The sequence below is a fragment of the Cupriavidus sp. GA3-3 genome (assembly GCF_000389805.1).
Taxonomy (GTDB): domain Bacteria; phylum Pseudomonadota; class Gammaproteobacteria; order Burkholderiales; family Burkholderiaceae; genus Cupriavidus; species Cupriavidus necator_D.
Map to the genome: position 1 here is coordinate 369360 of NZ_KB944460.1, position 21202 is coordinate 390561.

The 21202-nt window shown below is 67.6% G+C and carries 16 protein-coding genes; 8 read left to right on the forward strand and 8 right to left on the reverse strand.

Features of this window, described 5'->3' with window-relative positions:
• The first annotated feature begins 112 nt into the window (after window positions 1-112).
• Window positions 113-871, forward strand: coding sequence for an IclR family transcriptional regulator (locus C265_RS01675; protein WP_010810321.1), 759 nt, complete (start codon window positions 113-115; stop codon window positions 869-871).
• 13 nt (window positions 872-884) lie between these two features.
• Entirely contained in the window at window positions 885-1502 is a 618-nt protein-coding gene (locus C265_RS01680; protein ID WP_010810322.1) for a uracil-DNA glycosylase family protein, read from the forward strand.
• Window positions 1503-1545: 43 nt separating this feature from the next.
• Here the strand turns inward: C265_RS01680 and C265_RS01685 are convergent, their stop codons facing one another.
• From C265_RS01685 to C265_RS01695, 3 genes are read right to left on the reverse strand one after another with little or no spacing between them, the layout of a single operon-like run.
• The gene (locus C265_RS01685; RefSeq protein ID WP_010810323.1) at window positions 1546-2538 is read right to left on the reverse strand and encodes a tripartite tricarboxylate transporter substrate-binding protein; all 993 of its coding nucleotides are present in this window, start codon (window positions 2536-2538) and stop codon (window positions 1546-1548) included.
• Between the two features lie 33 nt (window positions 2539-2571).
• A complete protein-coding gene (locus tag C265_RS01690; RefSeq protein WP_010810324.1) occupies window positions 2572-4071 on the reverse strand; it encodes a M81 family metallopeptidase in 1500 nt (499 codons plus the stop codon).
• Between the two features lie 26 nt (window positions 4072-4097).
• On the reverse strand, window positions 4098-5087 hold the full coding sequence (locus C265_RS01695) for a tripartite tricarboxylate transporter substrate binding protein (protein ID WP_010810325.1): 990 nt from the start codon (window positions 5085-5087) through the stop codon (window positions 4098-4100).
• A 172-nt stretch (window positions 5088-5259) separates the two neighbouring features.
• Here C265_RS01695 and C265_RS01700 point away from each other — a divergent pair, with 172 nt between their 5' ends.
• Window positions 5260-6267: a LysR family transcriptional regulator gene (locus tag C265_RS01700; protein ID WP_010810326.1), complete on the forward strand. Its 1008-nt coding sequence runs from the start codon at window positions 5260-5262 to the stop codon at window positions 6265-6267.
• A gap of 18 nt (window positions 6268-6285) precedes the next feature.
• Here the strand turns inward: C265_RS01700 and C265_RS01705 are convergent, their stop codons facing one another.
• Window positions 6286-7110: an IclR family transcriptional regulator gene (locus C265_RS01705; protein ID WP_010810327.1), complete on the reverse strand. Its 825-nt coding sequence runs from the start codon at window positions 7108-7110 to the stop codon at window positions 6286-6288.
• Between the two features lie 130 nt (window positions 7111-7240).
• Here C265_RS01705 and C265_RS01710 point away from each other — a divergent pair, with 130 nt between their 5' ends.
• The 3 genes from C265_RS01710 to C265_RS01720 all read left to right on the forward strand — a co-directional run bounded on the left by C265_RS01710 (window position 7241) and on the right by C265_RS01720 (window position 11148).
• Complete coding sequence (locus tag C265_RS01710) at window positions 7241-8896, forward strand: GMC family oxidoreductase (RefSeq protein WP_010810328.1); 1656 nt, start codon at window positions 7241-7243, stop codon at window positions 8894-8896.
• Window positions 8897-9025: 129 nt separating this feature from the next.
• Window positions 9026-10354 (forward strand): MFS transporter, encoded by a 1329-nt coding sequence (locus C265_RS01715; RefSeq protein ID WP_010810329.1) that lies wholly within the window; start codon window positions 9026-9028, stop codon window positions 10352-10354.
• 68 nt (window positions 10355-10422) lie between these two features.
• Window positions 10423-11148 (forward strand): GntR family transcriptional regulator, encoded by a 726-nt coding sequence (locus tag C265_RS01720; protein ID WP_010810330.1) that lies wholly within the window; start codon window positions 10423-10425, stop codon window positions 11146-11148.
• 21 nt (window positions 11149-11169) lie between these two features.
• On the opposite strand, the gene C265_RS01725 is transcribed toward C265_RS01720, so the two are convergent.
• Window positions 11170-11838 (reverse strand): alpha/beta hydrolase, encoded by a 669-nt coding sequence (locus C265_RS01725; RefSeq protein ID WP_010810331.1) that lies wholly within the window; start codon window positions 11836-11838, stop codon window positions 11170-11172.
• Window positions 11839-12284: 446 nt separating this feature from the next.
• Between C265_RS01725 and C265_RS01730 the strand changes: the two genes are divergently transcribed.
• Window positions 12285-14738: a DUF3772 domain-containing protein gene (locus tag C265_RS01730; protein WP_010810332.1), complete on the forward strand. Its 2454-nt coding sequence runs from the start codon at window positions 12285-12287 to the stop codon at window positions 14736-14738.
• Between the two features lie 115 nt (window positions 14739-14853).
• Entirely contained in the window at window positions 14854-15207 is a 354-nt protein-coding gene (locus C265_RS01735) for a hypothetical protein (protein WP_037023445.1), read from the forward strand.
• A gap of 160 nt (window positions 15208-15367) precedes the next feature.
• Here C265_RS01735 and C265_RS01740 read toward each other — a convergent pair whose 3' ends face one another.
• The 3 genes from C265_RS01740 to C265_RS01750 are packed head-to-tail and all read right to left on the reverse strand — an operon-like array spanning window position 15368 to window position 21108.
• A complete protein-coding gene (locus C265_RS01740) occupies window positions 15368-18484 on the reverse strand; it encodes an efflux RND transporter permease subunit (protein ID WP_010810334.1) in 3117 nt (1038 codons plus the stop codon).
• Window positions 18485-18490: 6 nt separating this feature from the next.
• Window positions 18491-19651, reverse strand: a complete 1161-nt coding sequence (locus C265_RS01745) for an efflux RND transporter periplasmic adaptor subunit (protein ID WP_010810335.1) — start codon at window positions 19649-19651, stop codon at window positions 18491-18493.
• Window positions 19652-19653: 2 nt separating this feature from the next.
• Window positions 19654-21108, reverse strand: a complete 1455-nt coding sequence (locus tag C265_RS01750) for a TolC family protein (RefSeq protein WP_010810336.1) — start codon at window positions 21106-21108, stop codon at window positions 19654-19656.
• Window positions 21109-21202: the final 94 nt, after the last annotated feature.

Below are 21202 nucleotides of genomic sequence, written 5' to 3' on the forward strand. Positions count from 1 at the left end.
AGTTCCGTATCTCGAACAAATGAGTACAATGCAGCGGAATACGGCCACGCCGCCGGCGTTTGTTCAGCCGGCCGAATTTCTTCCAGCCAGGTGCAAGCGAAAGGAGGGGACTATGTCCGGCGTCACGGTGACCGCCATCGAGCGGGTGATCGATATCCTTGAAGCCTTCCAGGCAAACCAGCGGCCGCTGTCGCTGACGGAGCTGGCGGAGGCGATAGACATTCCCAAGAGCACCTGCCACGCCATCGTCTCGACCCTGATGGCACGCGGCTACCTCTATTCCCTCACCCGTCCGCGCGCGCTCTATCCCACCCGGCGCATCTATGACGTGGCGCGCGACATCACCGAGAAAGACCCGTTCGTGGAACGCGCCACGCCGGTGCTGGAGCGGCTGCGCGACGCCACGCGGGAAACCGTGATCCTTGGCAAGCGGCAGGGTGAATCCGTGATCTACCTGCAGGTCATCGAAGGCGTGCACGCGATCCGCTACACGGCCAAGCCGGGGGAGTTCAAGCCGCTGCACTCGAGCTCCATCGGCAAGGCCATCCTGGGCGGCCTGAAGGAGCAGGAGCTGCGCGGCTGGCTGGCCGGCCGGGAACTGCCCGCCATCACCATGGCCACCAAGACCGACCCAGAGGCCCTCGTGCGCGACATCCAGGAAAGCCGGCGCGCCGGCTACTTCGTCACGCGCGGCGAGAACGTCAGCGACGTCTGGGCCGTCGCGACCTTCCTCACGTTGAACAATGAGACCCTGGCCATTGCCGTGGCAGGGCCGAAGAACCGGATGGAGACGTGCATCCCTGAGTGCGCGAAAGTGCTGGTGGCCACCTGCAGCTTCCTGTCGCGGCAGGTGGCAGGCAACCACGCGTGATGGCGCAGTGACGATGAGCCGGCTCCGCTACGCCTCGCTCGATACCCTGCTGACCGAGGTACGGGCTTGCCGCGCCTGTGCGCCACACCTGCCGCTGGGCCCGCGCCCGATCGTGCGCGTCGGGGCCGACGCGCGCATCCTGATCGTCGGCCAGGCGCCGGGGATACGCGTGCATGAAACCGGCATTCCCTGGAACGATGCGAGCGGCGACCGCCTGCGGCAGTGGCTCGGGGTCGATGCCGCCACCTTCCTCGACGAATCGCAGTTCGCGATCATCCCGATGGGGTTCTGCTATCCCGGACGCGGCAAGAGCGGCGACAACCCGCCGCGCCGCGAGTGCGCGCCATTGTGGCTCGACCGGCTGCTGGCGCAACTGCCGTCGATCGAGCTGACCTTGCTGGTCGGCCAGTACGCGCAGCGCCATTTCCTCGGGGCGCGCCGCAAGCCGACGCTGACCGAGACCGTCAGGGCATGGAAGGACTACGCGCCCGGCTTCGTGCCGTTGCCGCATCCGTCACCGCGCAACCAGCCGTGGTTCAAGCAGCATCCCTGGTTTGAGGACGAGGTGCTGCCGATGTTGCGTGAGCGGGTTGGCCGGCTGTTGCGGCACGGCCCTGCGCAATCAGGGTAGGCAGCAAGCGATACCCGCGCCACCGTCGCCTGGCCCGCTCGCCTCATTCGCTGGCCGTAAAGCCCGAAGCCGCGACCACCGGTCCCCACTGCATGCGCTGCGCCTGGATGAGCTTGCGCAGGGCATCCCCCGGCTTGCCGTTCATCTCCATGCCCAGCGCCGACATCCTGTCGCGCACCACGGGGTCCTTGACGGCGTCCAGCAGCGCCTTCTCGATCCTCGCCACCGCAGCCGGCGGCGTCCCCGCCGGCACAAAGGCCGAGTACCAGCCTGACGCCGCCTCGAAACCCGGCGCGCCCGCCTCCGCCAGCGTTGGCACATCAGGCAGCAGCGCCGACCGGCGGGTCCCGGTGACGCCGAGGAAACGGATCTTGCCCGCCCGGTACAGCTCCATCTGGCCCCCCACCGCATCGATACCCAGCGGCAGCGTGCCGCCGATCTCATCGGTCAGCATCATGACGGCGCCGCGATAGGCAGTGGGCAGCAACGGCACGCCAATCGACTTGCTGAGCGACAGCACCCCGAAATGAATGCTGCCGCCGAGCGTGACCAGCCCGACACCGCCCTTGTCCGGGTTGCGCTTCACCCATGCCAGGTATTCCGGCATGGTCCGATAGGGCTGGTTGACGCTGGCGGACGCCACCAGCGGCACGTCGGCCAGGTAGGCGACCGGAACCAGGTCCTTGTCGGGGTCATAGGCCAGGCGCTTGTAGGTCAGCGGAAAGATGGTGAACGGCGGCGCGGGCGAGATCAACACCGTCTTGCCGTCTGGCGGCGCGCGTTTGACGTTCTCCAGCGCCAGCCGCGCCGATGCGCCGGGGCGGTTCTCGACCAGGACAGGCGTATCGAGCGAAACACGCAACTTTTCAGCAAGCGCGCGCGCGAAGATGTCCAGCGCGCCACCGGCCGCGAAGCCGACCACGATGCGCACGGGCGCGTCGCCGCTGGCGGGGGCAGCCATGGCAGGAACGGCACTGGCACCCAGGGCCAATGCCAGCGCGGCAGCCAGCCGTCGCAAGGGGTTCGGAAATAGCATACGAATTACTCCGGTTGACGGCGGCGGATGCGCTCAGGCGGCCTCGAGCGCAGTGTGCACTTCCAGCGGATAGATCGGGCGGCGCAGGTTGCGGAACGGGAACTGGCTGTAGTCAGAGCTGCAGACTCCGGGGCCGGCCACCAGCACGATCTCGCTGGCGATCGGCTCGAACCCTGCGCGGAAGTGCTGGCGCGACTTGATCAGGATGTACCTGCGGCGCGACAGGTCGATGCCCGCATGCGTGAACACGCCGGTATCGAACGGCTCCTGCGGCTTCTCGCAGATCACGACCAGCGTGCCGGCGACATCCAGCACCACGGTGCGGCCCAGGCTCAGCTTCATGCCTGTGAACATCGGGCCGGTGACCTGGTAGTTGCCGTCGGTAATGCACTGCACCCGGCCGCTCAGCCGCAGCGGACGGCCCTTCAAGTCCAGCGCGGGCATGTCGGTCTTGCCGCCCACATCCAGTGTGACGGACTGCCCGACGCCGGCGGCAATCAGTTCCGCCACCGCGCCCGGGTCCCAGAACGGCCCGGCGACCACGCCTTCGAGCCCCTGGCGCAGGACTTCGCCCAGCACCGTCATTTCATCCGTCGGCCCGCCAGCGCCGCAGTTATCGCCATGGTCGACCAGCACGACCGGGCCCTGCGTGAGCGTCTTGGCGCGCGCGATGGATTCCTCCATCGGCTCGATCGGAAAAACAAAATCAGCCCGGCGTTCCCACGCCATGCCGCAGAGCTCGTCGAGCAGGCGCCGCCCTGCGTCGACCCTGGCGGCATCCGCCACGATCACCACGGCCAGGCCGGTATGCGGGATATCGGCAAGCGGAAAACCACCAAACACCGAGGCGTTGAGCACCTCGCCATCGCGCTCGGCCGCCATCGCACGCTCCATGATGTCCTTCATGGGTTGCGCGCGCGGGGTCTGGCGCAGCATGTGGGTGAGCATCGGCAGCGTGCGCCACAACAGGACCGGGCGGGCCTCGCCTCGCAGCGCCGCCATCAGGGTACGGGCGGCGCGTGCGCCGGTCTCGTACACGTCCACGTGGGGATAGGTGCAGTAGCCGGCGATCACGGTCGCATTGTCAACCAGCGCAGCGCTGAAGTTGGCGTGGAAATCCAGCGATACCGCGATCGGCACCTCGGGCGCGGCGGCACGGATGCGTGCCAGCAGTTCGCCTTCGGCATCCGGATAGCCCTCGGCCACCATGGCGCCGTGCAGGTCCAGCATCACGGCATCGCAGCCCGCGCCCACCGCCTCGACAATGCTGGCCGCCATCGACTCGAATGCCTGTGCGGTCACCATGCCACTGGGCACCGCGTTCGCCATCAGGGGCATCACGAACTCGTCGCCCTGGCGGCGTACCAGGTCGATGAACGCGGCCGCGGCGCTGTTGGTGCCCTGGCACGCACGCACCGCGTCGTCGCCGTAGAGCGGGCCAGCGGTGCTGCCGCGGTTGAACGCGCTCAATGGCGTGGCAATCGGCGAAAAGGTATTGGTTTCATGCCGCATCAGGGCAATGACAAAACGCATGGACTGGCTCCGACAGCGTGAAGGGTTCAGTTGGATTCGAGATCGACTGCGCGCGCAATGGCGCCGTAGCGGATCGTTTCCGCTTGCAGGAAGCGGCGGGCCTGCTCGGGGGTGGAAAGGACCGGCTCATAGGCAAGCGTCTGCAGGCGCGCGGCAAAGTCCGCTTCCTGCACGCTGGCCTTCACTTCCCTGTAGAGCCGGTCGATGACCGGGGCCGGCGTACCCGCCTTGACCACCAGCGCCAGGTTGCCGCGTACCTGCAGCACATCCGTGCCGCCCGCCTTCTGCGTTTCGAGGCTGGGAAACTGCGTGACGGGCTCCGCCTGCAGCGTGGCCAGGGGCCTGGCCTTGCCATCCTGGACGTAATTGACCGAAGAGCCGATCACATCGACATGCGCATAGGTCTGGCCGCCGATCAGGTCCGCCATGGCCGGCGGCGAGCCGCGGTATGGAACGATGGTGAAATCCAGGCCATTGCGGCGCTTCCAGTCGGCCAGGCCGAGGTGCGCAGCCCCCGCGACGACGTTGATGCTGATCGACACCTTGCCGGGATTGCGCTGGATATGCGTCTTCAGCTCGCCCAGCGTCATCTCCTTGCGGTCGGCGCGCGTGATGATCCAGTGCGGCACGGTGCTGACGATGGTCACCGGCGTCAGGTCGGTCTCGGGGCGATAGCGCAGGCCCTTGATCGTGAACGGATTGATACTGAGCGTGCCGTCGCTGGCCAGCAGCAGCGTGTTGCCGTCGGCCTTCTCCTTGAGCACCGACGACACACCCGGCACGGTCGCGCCACCGGCGATGTTCTCCACCATCACCGGCTGCCCCAGCCGCTGTTCCAGCTTGCGCGCGAGTGTGCGGCCGATGATGTCGTAGGAACCACCGGCCGGGAACGGCACCACCAGGCGCAGCGGCCGGTCGGGCCACGCGGGTGCGGCAGTTGCGCAAGTGGCTGCGAGCAAGGCTGCGCCGGCAAGCATGCCGCGCATGATCGAGCGCAAATGGCTCATGGTTTCCATGGGTCTCCTCCTGAGGTCTGATTGCCTCGTGATGGCTTGGAATGAATCAGGTGATGCGCCGACTATATGGGATCGGTTCCGATACCAAAAGCGAATAAAAATCGCTGTTTGTTGAGCAAATGGTTAACTTGTAGAATGAGCCACCCGGCCCCGCCGATCGTCGCCTGCCCCCATGCCCGCCGAAGCCTTCGCCCATACCTTGCTTGGCCGCCTCAAGCTGCGCCACCTGCGCATCATGCTGGCGCTGAGCGAGATGCCAACCGCCGCAGCCGTCGCCGCGCGCTTTCATGTCAGCCCCGCCGCGGTGTCCAAGACCCTGGCCGAGATCGAAGACATCGTGGGCATGCCGCTGTTCGAGCGCAGCCGCCGCGGCCTGCACCTGACCGAGCCCGGACGGGAGATGGCAGCCCATGCGGCGGTCTTGCTGGCGCAGCTCGAACGGCTCGCCGAATCGCTGCAGGCAGTGCGTGCCGGCAGCCAGGGGGCGTTGCGCATCGCGTTCCGGACGATGTCGGTGCAGCCCTTCCTGGCGCGGGCGATGAGCGACTTCTACCGTGACCATCCGCGCGTGGAGATCAGCGTGATCGAAGGCGGCATCGGCGAACTGGCGGATCAACTGGTGGATGGCTCGCTGGACCTGCTGTTCGCCTATGACGATCCGCGCCTGTCGCTACCCGCGCTGCGCACGGCACCGGTAGTCCCGGCGCAGAAGGTGGTGATTGTCGCCAGCCTGGACCATCCGCTGCTCACGCGCCGCAAGCTGGCGGCGCGGGAACTGTCCGGGCAGCAATGGTGCATTCCGGTGGCCGGCTCGCGCATGCTTCACCTGCTGCACACGGCGTTTCATACCCTAGGGGCGCCGGCGCCCTCGCTGGGCATCCGCACCAGCGATGTGGCCGCCACGGCCAGCTTGTTGCAGGCGGGTCATTTCCTCGCGGTGTTCCCCGAGCGCATTGCCGCGCAGCTCACCCTGGCCAAGGTGGCGCGAGTGCTTCGCTTCGAACTCGGCAGCCGCGTGGAGCCGGTGGTCGCGGTCTGGAACGACGAACTCACGCCACGCACGCCGGCGCGCCTGTTTCGCGAGCTCGTCATGCGTCGCGCCGGCGAGACCCTCGTGGCCGAGCCAGTGCCGTTGCTGGCCGCGCGCGCGGTGGCGGCGGCCGGCGTTCGCAAGCGCTGAACGGGAAGCCGGCCCGGCTCAGTGCGCGCACAGCACCGCAGCCATCTCCCTCGCCGCGCCCTGCAGCGTCGGCACCGCCTGCAGCAGCGCCTCAAGCGAAGCCCGCGCAGTCGGCGCATGACAGGCAATCGCGGCCACCACCCGGCCTGAACCCTCTCCATCCGGCTCGCGCACCGGCACTGCCACCGCGCACATGCCGCGCACGAATTCTTCGTGGTCCACGCCGATGCCGCGCGCGCCCAGCCGGTCCAGCTCGGTGTTGAGTCCCGGCACATCGGACAGCGTGCGCGGCGTGTGCGGGGCCAGGTCCAGCCGCCTGAGCATCTGCTGGCGCTCCAGCCGGTTCATCGCTGACAGGAACAGCTTGCCGCTGGCGGTGCAGTGCAGCGGCACGTGGATGCCGGGCGACAGCTGCAGGCGCAGTGGCTCGTGCGTCTCGACCCGCTCCACATAGAGGACCCGGTCGCCGTCGAGCGCGGTGAGGTTGCAGGTCTCGCCCAGGCTCGCCACCAGCCTGGCCAGGATGGCGCGGCACTCGCGCAGCATCGGCGGGCTCCTGAGGGTCTGCAGTGCCAGCGACGCGGCGCCCGGGCCGGGCACATAGCCGCGCTCGGCGGGCATGCGGACCACGAAGCCGGTGCGCTCCATGGCGGCCAGCAGGCGCATCAGTGTCGCCTTGGGCACATGCAACCGCTGCGAAAGCTGGGACAGCGTCTGCGGGTGCTGCGCCCTGGCCAGGCTGGACAGCACCATCAGCACGCGGAGGCTGCGTGCATCGTCCTCCACCGCCCCGTCTTCTGCTGCAGTGCGATTCTGAAACGGGAATTGCACGTTCTGTTTCACAACCGGCGTCTCCTCGCGATTGAGCTTTCCATTCCGGCCTTGAAAAATAAAATCCGGAACAGAACGTTTCAGATTATAGATCGAAGCCGGGTGGCTACGTGCCTGCCGGCCAGAAAAGGAGACAGCGACGATGTCGCAAACCGTTGACTACATCGTGGTAGGCGCCGGCTCGGCCGGGTGCGTGCTGGCCAACCGGCTCAGCGAAGACGGCCGCTATTCGGTCTGCCTGCTGGAGGCCGGCCCGCCCGACCGCTACCCGTGGATCCATATCCCGATCGGCTATGGCAAGACCATGTTCCACAAGCAAGTGAACTGGGGCTTCTATACGGATCCCGATCCCAACATGCTCGATCGCCGCATCTACTGGCCGCGCGGCCGCACGCTGGGCGGCAGCAGCGCCATCAACGGCCTGATCTACGTACGCGGCCAGCGCGAGGACTATGACCACTGGGAAACGCTGGGCAATCCGGGCTGGAGCTGGGACAACTGCCTGCCCTACTTCCGCAAGCTCGAGAACAACGACCTTGGCGCCGGCCCCACGCGCGGCACCGACGGCCCGCTGAACGCGACCTCGATCGACCGGCAGCATCCGCTGGTCGATGCCTTCATCGGCGCCGGCCAGGCGCTGGGCCTGCCCCGCAAGACCGACTTCAACGGTGGCGACCAGGAGGGCGTGGGCTATTACCAGCTCACCACCCGCAACGGCTGGCGCTGCTCCACCGCGGTGGCCTACCTGCGCCCGGCGCGCGGGCGCACGAACCTGCGCGTCGAGACCGATGCCCACACCACCGGGATCCTGTTCGAAGGCAAGCGTGCCGTGGGCGTGCGCTACACCCAGCATGGCCAGCCCTATATCCTGCGGGCGCGGCGCGAGGTGATCCTGTGCGCGGGCGCGCTGCAGTCGCCGCAGTTGCTGCAGCTGTCGGGCATCGGCCCGGCGCCGTTGCTGCAGGACCTGGGCGTACCGGTGGTGCATGCCCTGCCGGGCGTGGGCGAGAACCTGCAGGACCATCTGCAGGTGCGACTGATCTACGAGGTGGCCAAGCCGATCACCACCAACGACCAGCTGCGCTCGCTGACGGGCAAGGCGCGCATGGGCCTGGAATGGCTGCTGATGCGCAAGGGGCCGCTGGCGATCGGCATCAACCAGGGCGCGATGTTCTGCCGCGCACTGCCGCAGGAAAGCGCCACGCCGGACACGCAGTTCCATTTCTCGACCCTGTCCGCCGACATGGCGGGCGGCACGGTACATCCCTTCTCCGGCTGCACCTATTCGGTATGCCAGTTGCGGCCCGAGTCGCGCGGCACGGTGCGGATCCGCTCGACCGATCCGTATGAGCCGCCGTCGATGCAGCCCAACTACCTGTCGGCCGAGCTGGACCGGCGCTGCACCGTGGCAGCGGTGCGCTACGCCCGGCGCGTGGCGCAGGCCGAACCGATGCGCGGCCTGATGAAGCGCGAGTTCCGGCCGGGCGACGAGGTGCGCAGCGACGACGAGATCCTGCATTTCTGCCGCGAGTACGGTGCCACCATCTTCCATCCGTCGGGCACCGCGAAAATGGGGCCCGCCGCCGATCCATTGGCAGTGGTCGATGCGCGCCTGCGCGTGCATGGCGTGGGCGGGCTGCGCGTGGTGGACTGCTCGGTGATGCCTACGCTGGTCTCAGGCAACACCAACGTGCCGGTGGTGATGATGGCCGAGCGCGCGGCCGACTTCATCCGCGAAGACGCACGGCGGGAAGTGCATCCCGTCGACGTGGCAACCAAGATGGCAGCAGCCGCCTGAGCGGCCTGCGCCAATCCTGATTGCGAACAACCAAGGCCAGGCACCCATAACAAGGCCAAACCCTGCAGTGCATCCGGCGTCCATAACCATCCTTCCAGAGGACGCCGCCCATCACCAGAGGAGACAAGCATGACAAGCCCCAACGAACAGGCGATCCGCAAGGTCGCGCTGGCGTCCGTGATCGGCGCCACCATCGAATGGTATGACTTCTTCCTGTACGGCGTGGTCGCCGGCCTGGTCTTCAACAAGCTGTACTTCCCCGGCAATGACCCGCTGGTGGCCACCATGCTGGCCTACACCACCTTTGCGGTGGGCTTTGTCACGCGGCCGCTGGGCGGCGTGATCTTCGGGCACTTTGGCGACAAGGTTGGCCGCAAGAGCATGCTGGTGATCACGCTGATGATCATGGGCGTGTCCACCTTCCTGATCGGGCTGGTGCCGACCTATGACAGCATCGGCATCCTGGCGCCGATCCTGTTGCTGCTGTTGCGCGTGCTGCAGGGCATCGGCCTGGGTGGCGAATGGGGCGGCGCGGTGCTGATGGCCTATGAGTACGCACCGCCGGGCAAACGGGGCTTCTATGCGTCGCTGCCGCAGATCGGGCTGGCGATCGGACTGTGCCTGGCATCCGGCGTGGTGGCGCTGCTGTCGCTGACCCTGACCGATGCGCAGTTTCTGGCGTGGGGCTGGCGCGTGGCCTTCCTGATCTCGGCGGGGATGGTGTTCGTGGGCATGTATATCCGCCTCAACGTCAAGGAGACACCTGAATTCGCCGTGATCAAGCAGCGCAATGCCGAGACCCAGATTCCCTTTGTCGACATGATGCGGCGCTACCCGGGCAATATCCTCAAGGGCATGGGCGCACGCTATATCGACGGGGTCTTCTTCAACATCTTCGGCGTGTTCTCGATCACCTACCTGACCCAGACCATCAATATCAGCCGGACTGAAGCGCTGGTCGGCGTAATGGCGGCGGCCATTGCGATGTGCTTCTTCATTCCGTTCTTCGGCCACCTGTCCGACCGCATCGGCCGCACCCGCGTGTATTTCTGGGGCTCGCTGATCACGGCGCTGTCCGCCTTCCCGGCGTTCTGGCTGATGCTGAACAGCGGCGGCAACACCATGCTGCTGTGGCTGTCCATCGTGGTGCCGTTCGGCATCCTCTACGCCGCGGTCTACGGCCCGGAAGCTGCGCTGTTCTGCGAGCTGTTCGATGCCAGGGTGCGATACACCGGGATCTCGTTCGTCTACCAGTTCTCGGGAATCTTCGCCTCCGGCATCACGCCCATCATCGCCACGGCACTGCTCAAGTCGGGCGGCGGCAAGCCCTGGCAGATCTGCGCCTACGTTGCCTTTGCGGGGGTGGTGTCGGCGTTGTCGGTGGCGCTGATCGGACGGGGCGAAGGCTCCCAGGCGCCGCGTGAAAACGGCATGCCGCTGCGCGGTCCGGCGCGATAGGCGAGGAGCGGGCCGCCGCCCGCCGGCAATGTCTTAGAATGGCGCAACGCCAATAACAGGGACATTGCATGCAAACTCCGGACGGCACCGGTGCAGCCGCCGCCCCGCTCCTGCCCAGGGTTGTGCGCCAGCGGCTGCACGACACCGTGGTCGACCACCTGCGCAACTTTATCGTCGAGGGGGTGCTGCCGCCGGGCATGAAGCTCAATGAGCGCGAGCTGTGTGAAACGCTGGGCATCTCGCGCACGCCGCTGCGCGAGGCGCTGAAGGTGCTGGCCGCCGAGGGGCTGATCGAGATCTCGCCCAACCGCGGCGCGAGCGTGTCACGGATGAGCGAGGCCGAGGCCTGGGAAGCCTTCGAGCTGATGAGCGGCCTGGAGGCGTTTGCCGGGGAGCTGGCGTGCGAGCGCATCACGCCGCCGGAGCTGGCCGAGATCAAGGCGCTGCACTACGCCATGCTGGCCTGCCGCGCGCAGAACGACCTGCCCGGCTACTACGCCCGCAACCAGGAGATCCACGACCGCATCGCCGGTGCCGCGCGCAACCAGACGCTGCAGCAGACCTACCTGACGCTCAACCGGCGGCTCAAGGCGATGCGTTTCCGCTCCAACCACCAGACCGACAAATGGGACCGCGCCGTGCACGATCACGAAGAGATGATCCACGCGCTGGAAGCCCGCGACGGCAAGCGGCTGGCGGCCATCCTGCGCCAGCACTTGCTGGAGAAGCGCGCCGCGCTGATGCAGATCCATCCCGACCCGATCGGCGGCGCACCGGCGATGCCGATCGCCTGAGGGCCTGGCGCCCTTAAGCCGTCAGGCGGCCGCCCCGGCCTCGGGACGATCCAGGTAGCCGCCGACGATACGGACCAGCAGCGGCAGCTTGCCGGTAAAGAAGTGGTCCGCCCCCGGCACCACTACCACGGGCAGCCCCTGCGGGCGCGCCCAGTCGAACAGCGCGCCGAGTTCCGCGCGCTCGTCACGCTCGCCGTGGACCACCAGGCAATCGGCGGGAACGGCCGGCGTGTCATAGCTGCGGTGCGCCTTGACGGTGCCGTAAGGCGTGCCGGCAAGCACCAGGTGGCGGATCGGCACGGACAGCGCCGCCAGCGTGGCGGCGGCATTGGCCATGACGAACGCACCAAAGGAAAAGCCGGCCAGTGCCAGCGGCAGGCCGGGATGGGCCTCGCGCAGATGGGCGACCACGGCGAGCATGTCCTGCGCCTCGCCGCTGCCCTGGTCATGCTGCCCCGCGGACCCCTCGACCCCGCGGAAATTCGGCCGCACGGTCAGGAAGCTGCGTGCCACCAGCGCCTTGGCCAACTGGTGCGGCACCTTGTGCGTGGCCGAGCCGCCCAGCAGCGGATGCGGATGCGCGACCACGGCGATGCCTCGCGGCGCGCCGGCGGGACGGTCCACCAACATTTCGATCTGCCCGGCCTCGCCGCCGAGCTGCGCCTTTTCCGTGCCTGACGGAACAGCCATGCCATCTCCTGGTAATGAAATGGGCCGCCTGCGGCCCGAAAGACCGTGATGGTAATGCGATTCCCGCAGACCACGCGCCACCGCGCGCGTATCCGTATCAAAATGTCACCCCGTGCGCTATCCGACACAAGGAACGGCTGGGTGGCGTATCCGCTTTCGTATAATTTCGCGAACCGCGGCAAGGCCGTTTTTCGTGTCCTCTGGTCCCGCCGCCATCGGTCAGCACGTCCCGTGTCCCGCACACCGGCCTGCCAGGCAGCCCGCCGCGCTTCGTGCCCTGACCAGACTTCGCTGAAGGGAGCGCCAGCGAGCGGCTCCCTTCCCGTGTTCATTGCCGGTGCTCCGGCCGTTCCCGCATCCCATCGCCGCCGCACCCGACGCGTGCCAGCGCGATGCCGTTGCCGATGCCGGGGCCGCCGCAAGTCACCATCCGACGAGATTCCGCCATGAGCAAAGTTTCACGGCTCGCACTGGGCCTTGCGCTCGCTGCGCTATGCCACCTGACGCCGGCAGCACTGGCCGCCCCGGCATCAGAAGCGGCTTCCGAGGCCGGCGCCCAGCAGGCGCCCGCCATCAGCCACGGCGAGGCCGCCGCCGAACTCAAGCGCCTGCAGACCGAGCAGGACCGCATCAAGCAGCAGGCCTCCGACCCGGAAGGCAACACCAGGCTGCATGAACTCGAAGAAACGCTGCAGAAGCTCGATGCCGACGTCGACAAGCTGTCTTCGGCGCTGACGCCGCAGCGGGCGCAGCTGCAGGCGCAGCTGGACGTGCTGGGCCCGCCACCGGCGGCCGCCACCACCAAGGAAGCGCCGGCGGTGGTCAGGCAGCGCGCCGATCTGAATGCGCGCCGTGCCCAGCTTGACGCACAACTCAAGCAGGCAGGAGAGAGCAAGGCGAACATCGCCAACCTGAGCGACCAGCTGGCGCGGCTGCAGCGCGGCCAGATGAAGGACCAGCTCGCGCTGCGCTCCGAGAGCATCCTGAACCCGCAGTTCTGGAAGCCGCTGGTCAGCCCGACACAGGAAGACCAGGCGCGCCTGGCCACCTTTACCGACCAGGTGGTGCCGATGGCGCAACTGGCCTGGCAGCCGTCACAGCGCGCCGCCACCATCGCCTTGCTGTTGCTGGCCCTGGCGGTATGGACCCTGGGCCGGCGCCTGGCGGAACGGGCACTGGCGTGGTTCTGCCTGCACAAGCTGCCGGAGACGCGCCTGCGCCGCAGCGCCCTGGCACTGTCCACCACGCTGGCCACCGTGTGCACCACCGGGCTGGCGGTGCAGCTGGTCTACAACGCCTTCACGCGCAGCTATGAACTGCCGCCGGACCTGGTCGAGCTGTACGGCCAGCTGCTCAAGCTGACGCTGACCAGCGCGCTGATCGCGGGCCTGGGGCGCGCGCTGCTGTGCACGCGCCATCCCTCCTGGCGCCTGCCGGCGCTGGCCGATCCGGTGGCGCTGGCGATGAAGCCGTTCCCCGCCGTGCTGGCCGGCCTGTTGCTGCTGGCCGGCACGCTCGAGCAGCTGAACCGCATTGCCGATACCAGCGTGCAGGTCACGCTGCTGGGACGCGGGCTGGTCTCGCTGGTGGTGGTGCTGACCATCGGCGCCGCGCTGCTGCGCGCCAACCGCGTGCGCAACCTGCTGGCGGCCGCCGGCGAGCGGCCCGAGGCGCGCGCCACGCTGGCGGGCATGATCCACGCCGGCGTGTCGGTCATCGTGCTGGTGTCGGTGGTGGCGCTGCTGGCCGGCTACATCAGCTTTGCGCGCTTCCTGACCTACGAGCTGGTCTGGTTCGACATCGTGCTGTGCAGCCTGTACCTGCTGACCCAGGTCACGCGCGACGTCTGCGAAAGCCTGCTCTCGACCAACTACGCCAGCGGCCGTGTCATCAAGCAGCTGTTCGGCGTGGACGATTCGCACCTGGAGCAGGCCTCCACCATCCTGTCAGGCATCGGCGCCAGCGTGCTGCTGCTGGTGGCGGTGCTGGCGCTGCTGACCGGCGGCTTCGGCACCACACCCGCGGACCTGCTCAACAGCCTGGTAATGGTGCTGGGCGGCGAGAAGCTGCACAGCCTCAACATCATGCCCGACCGCATCCTGAATGCGCTGGTCGCTCTCGGGGTCGGCATCTGGCTGCTGCGCTCGGTGCGGCGCTGGCTCGATGGAGAACTGCTGCCCAAGGTCTGCAAGGAGCCGGGCCTGCGCGCCTCGCTGATTACGCTGTACAGCAATGTCGGCTACGTGTTGCTGGTGCTGCTGGTGCTGTCGCTGCTGGGCGTGCGCTGGGACAACCTGGCGTGGATCGTCAGCGCGCTGTCGGTGGGTATCGGCTTCGGCCTGCAGGAGATCGTGAAGAACTTCGTCTCCGGCCTGATCCTGCTGACCGAGCGTCCGGTCAAGGTGGGCGACATGGTCAGCATTGCCGGCGTGGAGGGCGATATCCGCCGCATCAACGTGCGCGCTACCGAAATCCAGCTGGGCGACCGCTCCACCGTGATCGTGCCCAACTCGCAGCTGATCTCGCAGAACCTGCGCAACGTGACCATGAGCAACAGCACCCAGGGAGTGGCGGCGCTGCAACTTACCTTCCCCCTGAATACCGACCCCGAACAGCTGCGCGACCTGCTGCTGGACGTCTACCGCGAGAACGAGAGCATCCTGGACGTGCCGGCACCCTCGGTCATGTTCAGCCAGCTGGCGCCCAACGGCATCACGCTGTCGGTGACGGGCTATGTCGGCAGCCCGCGCATCGCCGCCAACACGCGCAGCGACCTGTTGTTCGAAATCCTCAAGCGCCTGCGCGCCGCGGACATCTCGCTGTCGGTGCCGCAATCGCTGCGGCTGGAAAACATGCCGCCATTCGGGCAGGAGCCCGAGCGCGCGCTGGCCGCCGGCTGACCGGCATTAAAGCAGCCGTTACAACCCTAACAAGTCGCCGGCCGCGCAGAAACACCTTGAGGGGCGCTTTGCGTGCATCATGAATGCACACAAGCTGCATCAGAAGGAGTCCGATATGCGCCCCTCCACCCGAATCGTTGCAGCGGTTGCCCTGAGCGTGGCGCTGGTGGCAGCCGGCCCGGCGTCCGCGCGCGGCCGCCACCACCACCACCACCACGGCGGCGGCTCGAATGCCGGAGCGGTGCTGGCTGTCGGCGCGCTGGTCGGCCTGGCCTTTGGCGCGGCCCTGGCCTCGACGCCGGTCATGGCGGCACCGCCCCCCGTCACGTACGCACCGGCTCCCGTCTCATACGCACCGCCGGCAGCGCCGCCGGGGTATTGCTACCGCGACTACGACCGTGCCTATGTGCCTTGCGGCCCGCAGCCGTCGGGGTATTACGAACAGCAGCAGCCGTATTACGGCTATTGAATAAGGCGGCTGTGCAAAAAAGAAACGCCCCATGCCAAGCATGGGGCGTTTGTCTGTAACGGCTGGCAAGCGCGCAGGGTTCTGAATGACCACTTGCGTGCTCCCTCTCCCGCTTGCGGGAGAGGGAGCAAACCAGCGGGACTTGAAGGTCTGTGCTGGCTTACACCGGCACATCCCTGGTCGGATCCGGCTTGCGATCGTCAAACCAGCGATACAGCGTAGGCACCATCACCAGCGTCAGCAGCGTCGACGTAATCAGCCCGCCGATCACCACCACCGCCAGCGGACGCTGCACTTCCGAGCCCGGCCCCGTCGAGAACAGGAACGGCACCAGGCCCAGCATCGCAATGGTCGCGGTCATCATCACCGGGCGGAAACGCTGGGTCGCGCCCTGCACCACCGCTTCATCGAGCGACAAACCCGAGTCGCGCAGCGTGCGGATATACGACACCAGCACCACCCCGTTCAGCACCGCCATGCCCCACAGCGCGATAAAGCCCACCGAGGCCGGCACCGACAGGTATTCGCCGGTGACGAACAGCCCGATGATGCCGCCGATGGAGGCAAACGGCAGCACCGTGATGATCAGCGTGGCAAAGCGCAGCGAGTTGAACAGCAGGAACAGCAGGAAGAAGATCGCGGCGATGGTCACCGGCACGATGATCTTCAGGTGGCCCATGGCGCGTTCCATGTTCTGGAACTGGCCGCCCCACTCCAGGTAGTAGCCTTCGGGCAACTTCACCTTGGCGTCGGTGGCCTGCTGCAGCTCGGCCACGAAGCCGCCGAGGTCGCGGTCCTTCACGTTGATCATCACCACCACGCGGCGCTTGGCCATTTCGCGGCTGATCTGGGCCGGACCGTCGTTGACCTCGATCTTGGCCACGCTCTGCAGCGGCACCTGGGTGCCGTTGGGGGTGGACACCAGCAGCTGGCGGATGGCCTGCTCGTTGTTGCGGAACTCCTCCGGCAGGCGCACCGCCGCGGCAAAGCGGCGCTCGCCTTCGAAAATGTCCGTGGCACGCTTGCCGCCGATGGCAATCTCGATCACGTCATGGATGTCGGACACGTTCAGCCCGTAGCGCGCAATCGCCTGGCGGTCGATCTCGATCGACAGGTACTGCTGCCCCGACACGCGCTCGATGCGGATATCCTGCGAGCCCTGGATGCCGCCGGCCACGCGCGAAATCTCGCCCGCCAGCTCGCGCAGCTTGTCCAGGTCGTCGCCGAACACCTTCACCGCCACGTCAGAACGCACGCCGCTGACCATTTCGTCGACACGGTCCGAGATCGGCTGCGCCATCACGATCTGCACGCCGGGAATGGCCTTGAGCTTTTCGCGGATGGCGTTGGCGATATCGTCCTGGGTCCAGCCGTCGGGCCACTCGCCGCGGTCCTTCAGGCTGGCGATCGGAGTCGACTCGTTCTGGCCCTGCGGGTCGGCCGGACTTTCGCCGCGGCCCACGCCGGACACCACCGACTTCACGCCCGGCACGCTCAGCACCAGCTTGTTGGCTTCCTTCTCCAGCTTGATCGACTCTTCCAGCGAGATGTTGGGCACGCGGTCGAGCGCGGGCACGATCGAGCCTTCCTTCATCTCCGGAATGAACGAGGTGCCCAGCAGCGGCACGATCGCCACCGTGGCAACGAAGGCCGCCACCGCGCAGATCACCGTCTTGCGGCTGTTGCCCAGCGCCCAGTGCAGCAGGCGCAGGTAGTGGCGCTTCATGAAGGCGATCACATGCGTGTCGTGCTCGGCGCCGCCCTTGAGCAGGTACGACGACAGCACCGGCGACAGCGTCAGCGACAGGAACAGCGAGATCGCCAGCGCGATCGAGATGGTGAACGCCAGCGGCGCGAACATCTTGCCTTCCATGCCCGACAGCGTCATCAGCGGCAGGAACACCAGGATGATGATGCCCACGCCCACGATCACCGGCGTGGCCACCTCCTGCACGGCCTTGACCAGGATCTCGGTCTTGGTGAGGCCCGGCTCCTTGTGGCCGAGCCGCTCGAACGCGTTCTCGACCACCACCACCGAGCCGTCCACCATCAGGCCGATGGCGATGGCCAGCCCCCCCAGCGACATCAGGTTGGCCGACAGGCCCACCTCGTTCATCACCATGAAGGTCAGCAAGGGCGTCAATACCAGCGTGGCCAGCACGATCACCGACGAGCGCACGTCGCCCAGGAACAGGAACAGCACGATCACCACCAGCACCACGCCTTCCAGCAGCACCTTGGTCACGGTCCACAGTGCGGAGTCGACCAGTTCGCTGCGGTCGTAGTACGGCACGATCTGCAGCTTGCCCGGCAGCATGCCGCGCTCGTTGATCTCGGCCACGCGCGCCTTCACGCGGCTGACCACCTCCTTGGCATTGCCGCCGCGCATCATCATGACGATGCCGCCGACCGCCTCGGTCTGGCCGTTCTTGACCAGCGCGCCCTGGCGCACCTCATGCCCGATGGTGACGTTGGCCACGTCGCGCAGGTACACCGGCGTGCCGTTGATCTCCTTGAGCACGATGCTGCCCAGGTCATCCACGCCGCGGGCCAGGCCCACGCCGCGGATCAGGTACTGCTCGGCATAATGCGGCAGCACGCCGCCGCCGGAGTTGGCGTTGTTGCGCGCCAGCGCCTCATACACCTGCTGGGTCGAGATCTGGTAGTGGCGCATGCGTTCCGGGTTGACCAGCGCCTGGTACTGGCGCACGTAGCCGCCCTGCGAGTTGATCTCGGCCACGCCCGGAATCGAGCGCAGCAGCGGGCGCACCACCCAGTCCTGGGCGATGCGGCGCTCGGCCAGCTCTTCCTGCGTCAGTTCGCGGTTGCCGTCGTCGGCACGGTCCAGCGTGTACTGGTAGACCTCGCCCAGGCCGGTGGAAACCGGGCCCAGCACAGGCGACACGCCTTCCGGCATGCGCCCGCCCACTTCGATCAGGCGCTCCATCACCAGCTGGCGGGCAAAGTACACGTCAGTGGCGTCGGTAAACACCAGCGTGATCAGCGACAGGCCCGCCTTGTTCAGCGAGCGCATCTCTTCCAGGCCGGGCAGGCCGGTCATGGCCATTTCCACCGGCACGGTGACAAAACGCTCGACTTCCTCGGGCGAGCGGCCCGCGGCTTCGGTGGCGATCTGCACCTGCACGTTGGTGACATCGGGGAAAGCATCCACCGACAGCTTGGTGGCAGCGCGCAGGCCGAAGAAGAACAGCACCACGGCAATCACGCACACCACCAGCCGCTGCTTGATGGCGGCTTCGACTAGGGATTTCATCATGGCCGATTACCCTTGCTCGAGGCGCTTGCGCTCGTTGTCGAGATGGAAGGCACCATCGACCACGATGCGGTCGCCGGCCTTCACACCGTTCTGCACCACGCGCATGCCGTCGCTCTCGGCGCCCAGCTTGACCTTGGTGAGGCGGTACTTGTTGCCCGGCATCTCGACATAGACCAGCTCGTCGTTGCCGTCGCGAACCACCGAGGCGGCCGGGATCACCAGCTGGTCGACCGGCTTGCCGGCGATCAGCATGCTGGCCAGCATGGCAGGCTTGAGGCGGCCTTCGCGGTTCTCCAGCTCGGTGCGGACCAGCACCGTGCGCGACTGCGGGTTGACCGTGCGGCCGACGTAGATCAGCTTGCCGGTGATGCTCTTGCTGCCCGCACCGTTGCCAAGCGAAGGCACCTCGATGTCGACGCTCTGCCCTTCGGCCACCTGGGCGGCCTGCTGCTCGGGTACCTCGGCCACCACCCACACGCGCGACAGGTCGGCCACGGTGTAGAGCGCATCGGCCGGCTGCACCACCTGTCCTTGCGCCACGTTGCGCTCGACCACGGTGCCGCTGATGCTGGAAAACACCGGCGAATGCGAGTTGATGCTGCCGCTCCTGGCCAGCTCGGCGATCGATGCCTGCGACATGCCCAGCACGCGCAACTGGTCGCGGTAGGCGCGCATCTCGGCCGAGGCAATCGCCAGTTCGCTCTCGCGGCGCTGCAGCTCGCCGCGGCCGATCACGTCGGCGGCAAACAGCTGGCGCGCGCGCTCGGCGTTGCGCCCCTGCAGCTCGGTCTGGGCCTCGCTCTTCAGGAAGGCCATCTGCGCCGCGCCCAGCTCGCTGCTGTGCAGGCGCGCCAGCACCTGGCCGGCCTTCACTTCCTGGCCCAGGGTGGCATAGAGGTCGGTCACGCGGCCGGTCACGCTGGCGCCGATGCGGGCCACGCGTTGCTCGTCGAAGTCGACGCGGCCGGCCACGCGCAGCATCTCGCTGAACGGGGAAGTAGCCACCGGCGCCACCTTCAGCCCCTTCTGCAGGTTGCCCTCGGGCTGGATCACGCCCGGCGGCAGCTTGGGCGCTTCGGCGACGGGCTCAGGTTTGTCGGAGCAGGCCGCCAGGCTGAGCGTCAGGACGGCAGCGGCCGTCAGAGAAAGCAGGAAATTGGGGCGCATGGTTATTTCTGTTCGATGGTGGAGGTCGGCTGCAGGCCCGGCGCTGCGGTAGCGCCCGGGGCGGTCGACATAAGCTTTTCGATCTGGATGGCGGCCACCTGGAGGTCGTACTGGGCGGCAATCAGGTCATTGCGCGCACCGCGCAGCACGCGCTGGGCATCGAGGTAGTCCAGGATGCCGCGCTCGCCGAAGCGGTAGGCGGACTCGGCCACGCCCAGCGCCGACTCGGCCTCGCGCACGATGCCGGACTCGAGCGCCGTCACCTGGGCCTGGTTGATCTCGTACTGGCGGTAGGCGGCTTCCAGCTCCTGCGTCAGCTCGAACTCGCGCGCTTCCAGGGCGCTGCGCGCCTGCGTGGCCTGCGCCGTGGCCTCGCCCACCGGGCCGCTGCGGCGGTCCCACAGCGGGATGGTCAGGACCAGCCCGATCTGCGAGACGTTGTTGTCAGGCTGGCGGTCGGTGCTGGCGCGCACCGCTACCTCGGGCCAGCGCAGCGACTTCTGGTAGTTCACGCCCAGCTGCGCGCGCTCCAGCTCCATGCGGCGCTGGACCAGCTCGGCATTGCTGGCGGTCATGGTGTCGCGCAGCACCGGCAGCGGCGGCACGTCGGGCGACTGGCCCAGGGTGCCGGCCAGCGCAAACTGGCCCGGCATGGCACCGCCCACCTGCTGGCGCAGCGCTGCCTTGGCCTGGTTGACACGCAGCCCGGCAGTCTGCTGGCTCTTCTGCGAGGCCAGCAGTTCGGTCTCGGCCTTGATCAGTTCATAGCGCGGCGCCTCGCCCACCTCCACGCGCAGGCGCGCCCGCGAATGGATCTGGCGCATCATCGCCAGGTCTTCCTCGGCGGCATGCAGCTCGCTCTCGCGGCGCAGCACGTCGTAGTAGGCAGTCTTCACGCGGGCGGCCAGGTCGGCCCGGAAGCCTTGCCGCATGGCCTGCGACGACTCCAGCCCGCGGGTGGCCATGGCCTCGCGCAGGCTGCGCTGGTGCGGGTAGTCCAGCTTCTGCACCACGGCGTAGCTGGGCGCATTGCCGCTGGTCACGCCCGGCTGCTTGCCGGACAAGCGGCCGTACATCACTTCCACCTGCGGGTTGGGATAGGCACGTGCGCTGCTGATTGCCGCGCTGGCGGCATCGACACCGGCCTCGGCAGCGGCCACGCCCTTGTTGGTGGACTGGGCCAGCTCGAGCAGTTGGGGCAGCGAGTAGGCGGGTCCCGCCTGGGCGCCGGCCGCTGCGGCGGATGCGGGCTTCGGCACCGCCGCAGCCGCCAGGATGGCGGAGCCCGGCATGGGTGCGGCAGCAGGTTTGGTCAGGGGCGCGGGGGCGGCTGGCGCGGCACCGGCCGCGTCCGTTGGCTTCGGGGACACCCCGCCTTGTGCGCCGGCATGGGCCGGTGCAGCGGCGAGCGCGATCAGCGAAAGCGACGCGATCAGGGTCAGCTTGGTTGTTGTCATGAGTCGGGAAAGCAAGCAATACGGCTGCCTGTCGCCATGCTGCCGCCCGCCCCGGGCGAGCGGTCGCTTGGACGCGATCACGGCAGGACGCACA

Bases quoted from the DNA above. Each gene is read 5' to 3' on its own strand.
- C265_RS01675 (WP_010810321.1), top strand. From the start codon at position 113: ATGTCCGGCGTCACGGTGACCGCCATCGAGCGGGTGATCGATATCCTT.
- C265_RS01680 (WP_010810322.1), top strand. From the start codon at position 885: ATGAGCCGGCTCCGCTACGCCTCGCTCGATACCCTGCTGACCGAGGTA.
- C265_RS01685 (WP_010810323.1), bottom strand. From the start codon at position 2,538: ATGCTATTTCCGAACCCCTTGCGACGGCTGGCTGCCGCGCTGGCATTG.
- C265_RS01690 (WP_010810324.1), bottom strand. From the start codon at position 4,071: ATGCGTTTTGTCATTGCCCTGATGCGGCATGAAACCAATACCTTTTCG.
- C265_RS01695 (WP_010810325.1), bottom strand. From the start codon at position 5,087: ATGGAAACCATGAGCCATTTGCGCTCGATCATGCGCGGCATGCTTGCC.
- C265_RS01700 (WP_010810326.1), top strand. From the start codon at position 5,260: ATGCCCGCCGAAGCCTTCGCCCATACCTTGCTTGGCCGCCTCAAGCTG.
- C265_RS01710 (WP_010810328.1), top strand. From the start codon at position 7,241: ATGTCGCAAACCGTTGACTACATCGTGGTAGGCGCCGGCTCGGCCGGG.
- C265_RS01715 (WP_010810329.1), top strand. From the start codon at position 9,026: ATGACAAGCCCCAACGAACAGGCGATCCGCAAGGTCGCGCTGGCGTCC.
- C265_RS01720 (WP_010810330.1), top strand. From the start codon at position 10,423: ATGCAAACTCCGGACGGCACCGGTGCAGCCGCCGCCCCGCTCCTGCCC.
- C265_RS01725 (WP_010810331.1), bottom strand. From the start codon at position 11,838: ATGGCTGTTCCGTCAGGCACGGAAAAGGCGCAGCTCGGCGGCGAGGCC.
- C265_RS01730 (WP_010810332.1), top strand. From the start codon at position 12,285: ATGAGCAAAGTTTCACGGCTCGCACTGGGCCTTGCGCTCGCTGCGCTA.
- C265_RS01735 (WP_037023445.1), top strand. From the start codon at position 14,854: ATGCGCCCCTCCACCCGAATCGTTGCAGCGGTTGCCCTGAGCGTGGCG.
- C265_RS01740 (WP_010810334.1), bottom strand. From the start codon at position 18,484: ATGATGAAATCCCTAGTCGAAGCCGCCATCAAGCAGCGGCTGGTGGTG.
- C265_RS01745 (WP_010810335.1), bottom strand. From the start codon at position 19,651: ATGCGCCCCAATTTCCTGCTTTCTCTGACGGCCGCTGCCGTCCTGACG.
- C265_RS01750 (WP_010810336.1), bottom strand. From the start codon at position 21,108: ATGACAACAACCAAGCTGACCCTGATCGCGTCGCTTTCGCTGATCGCG.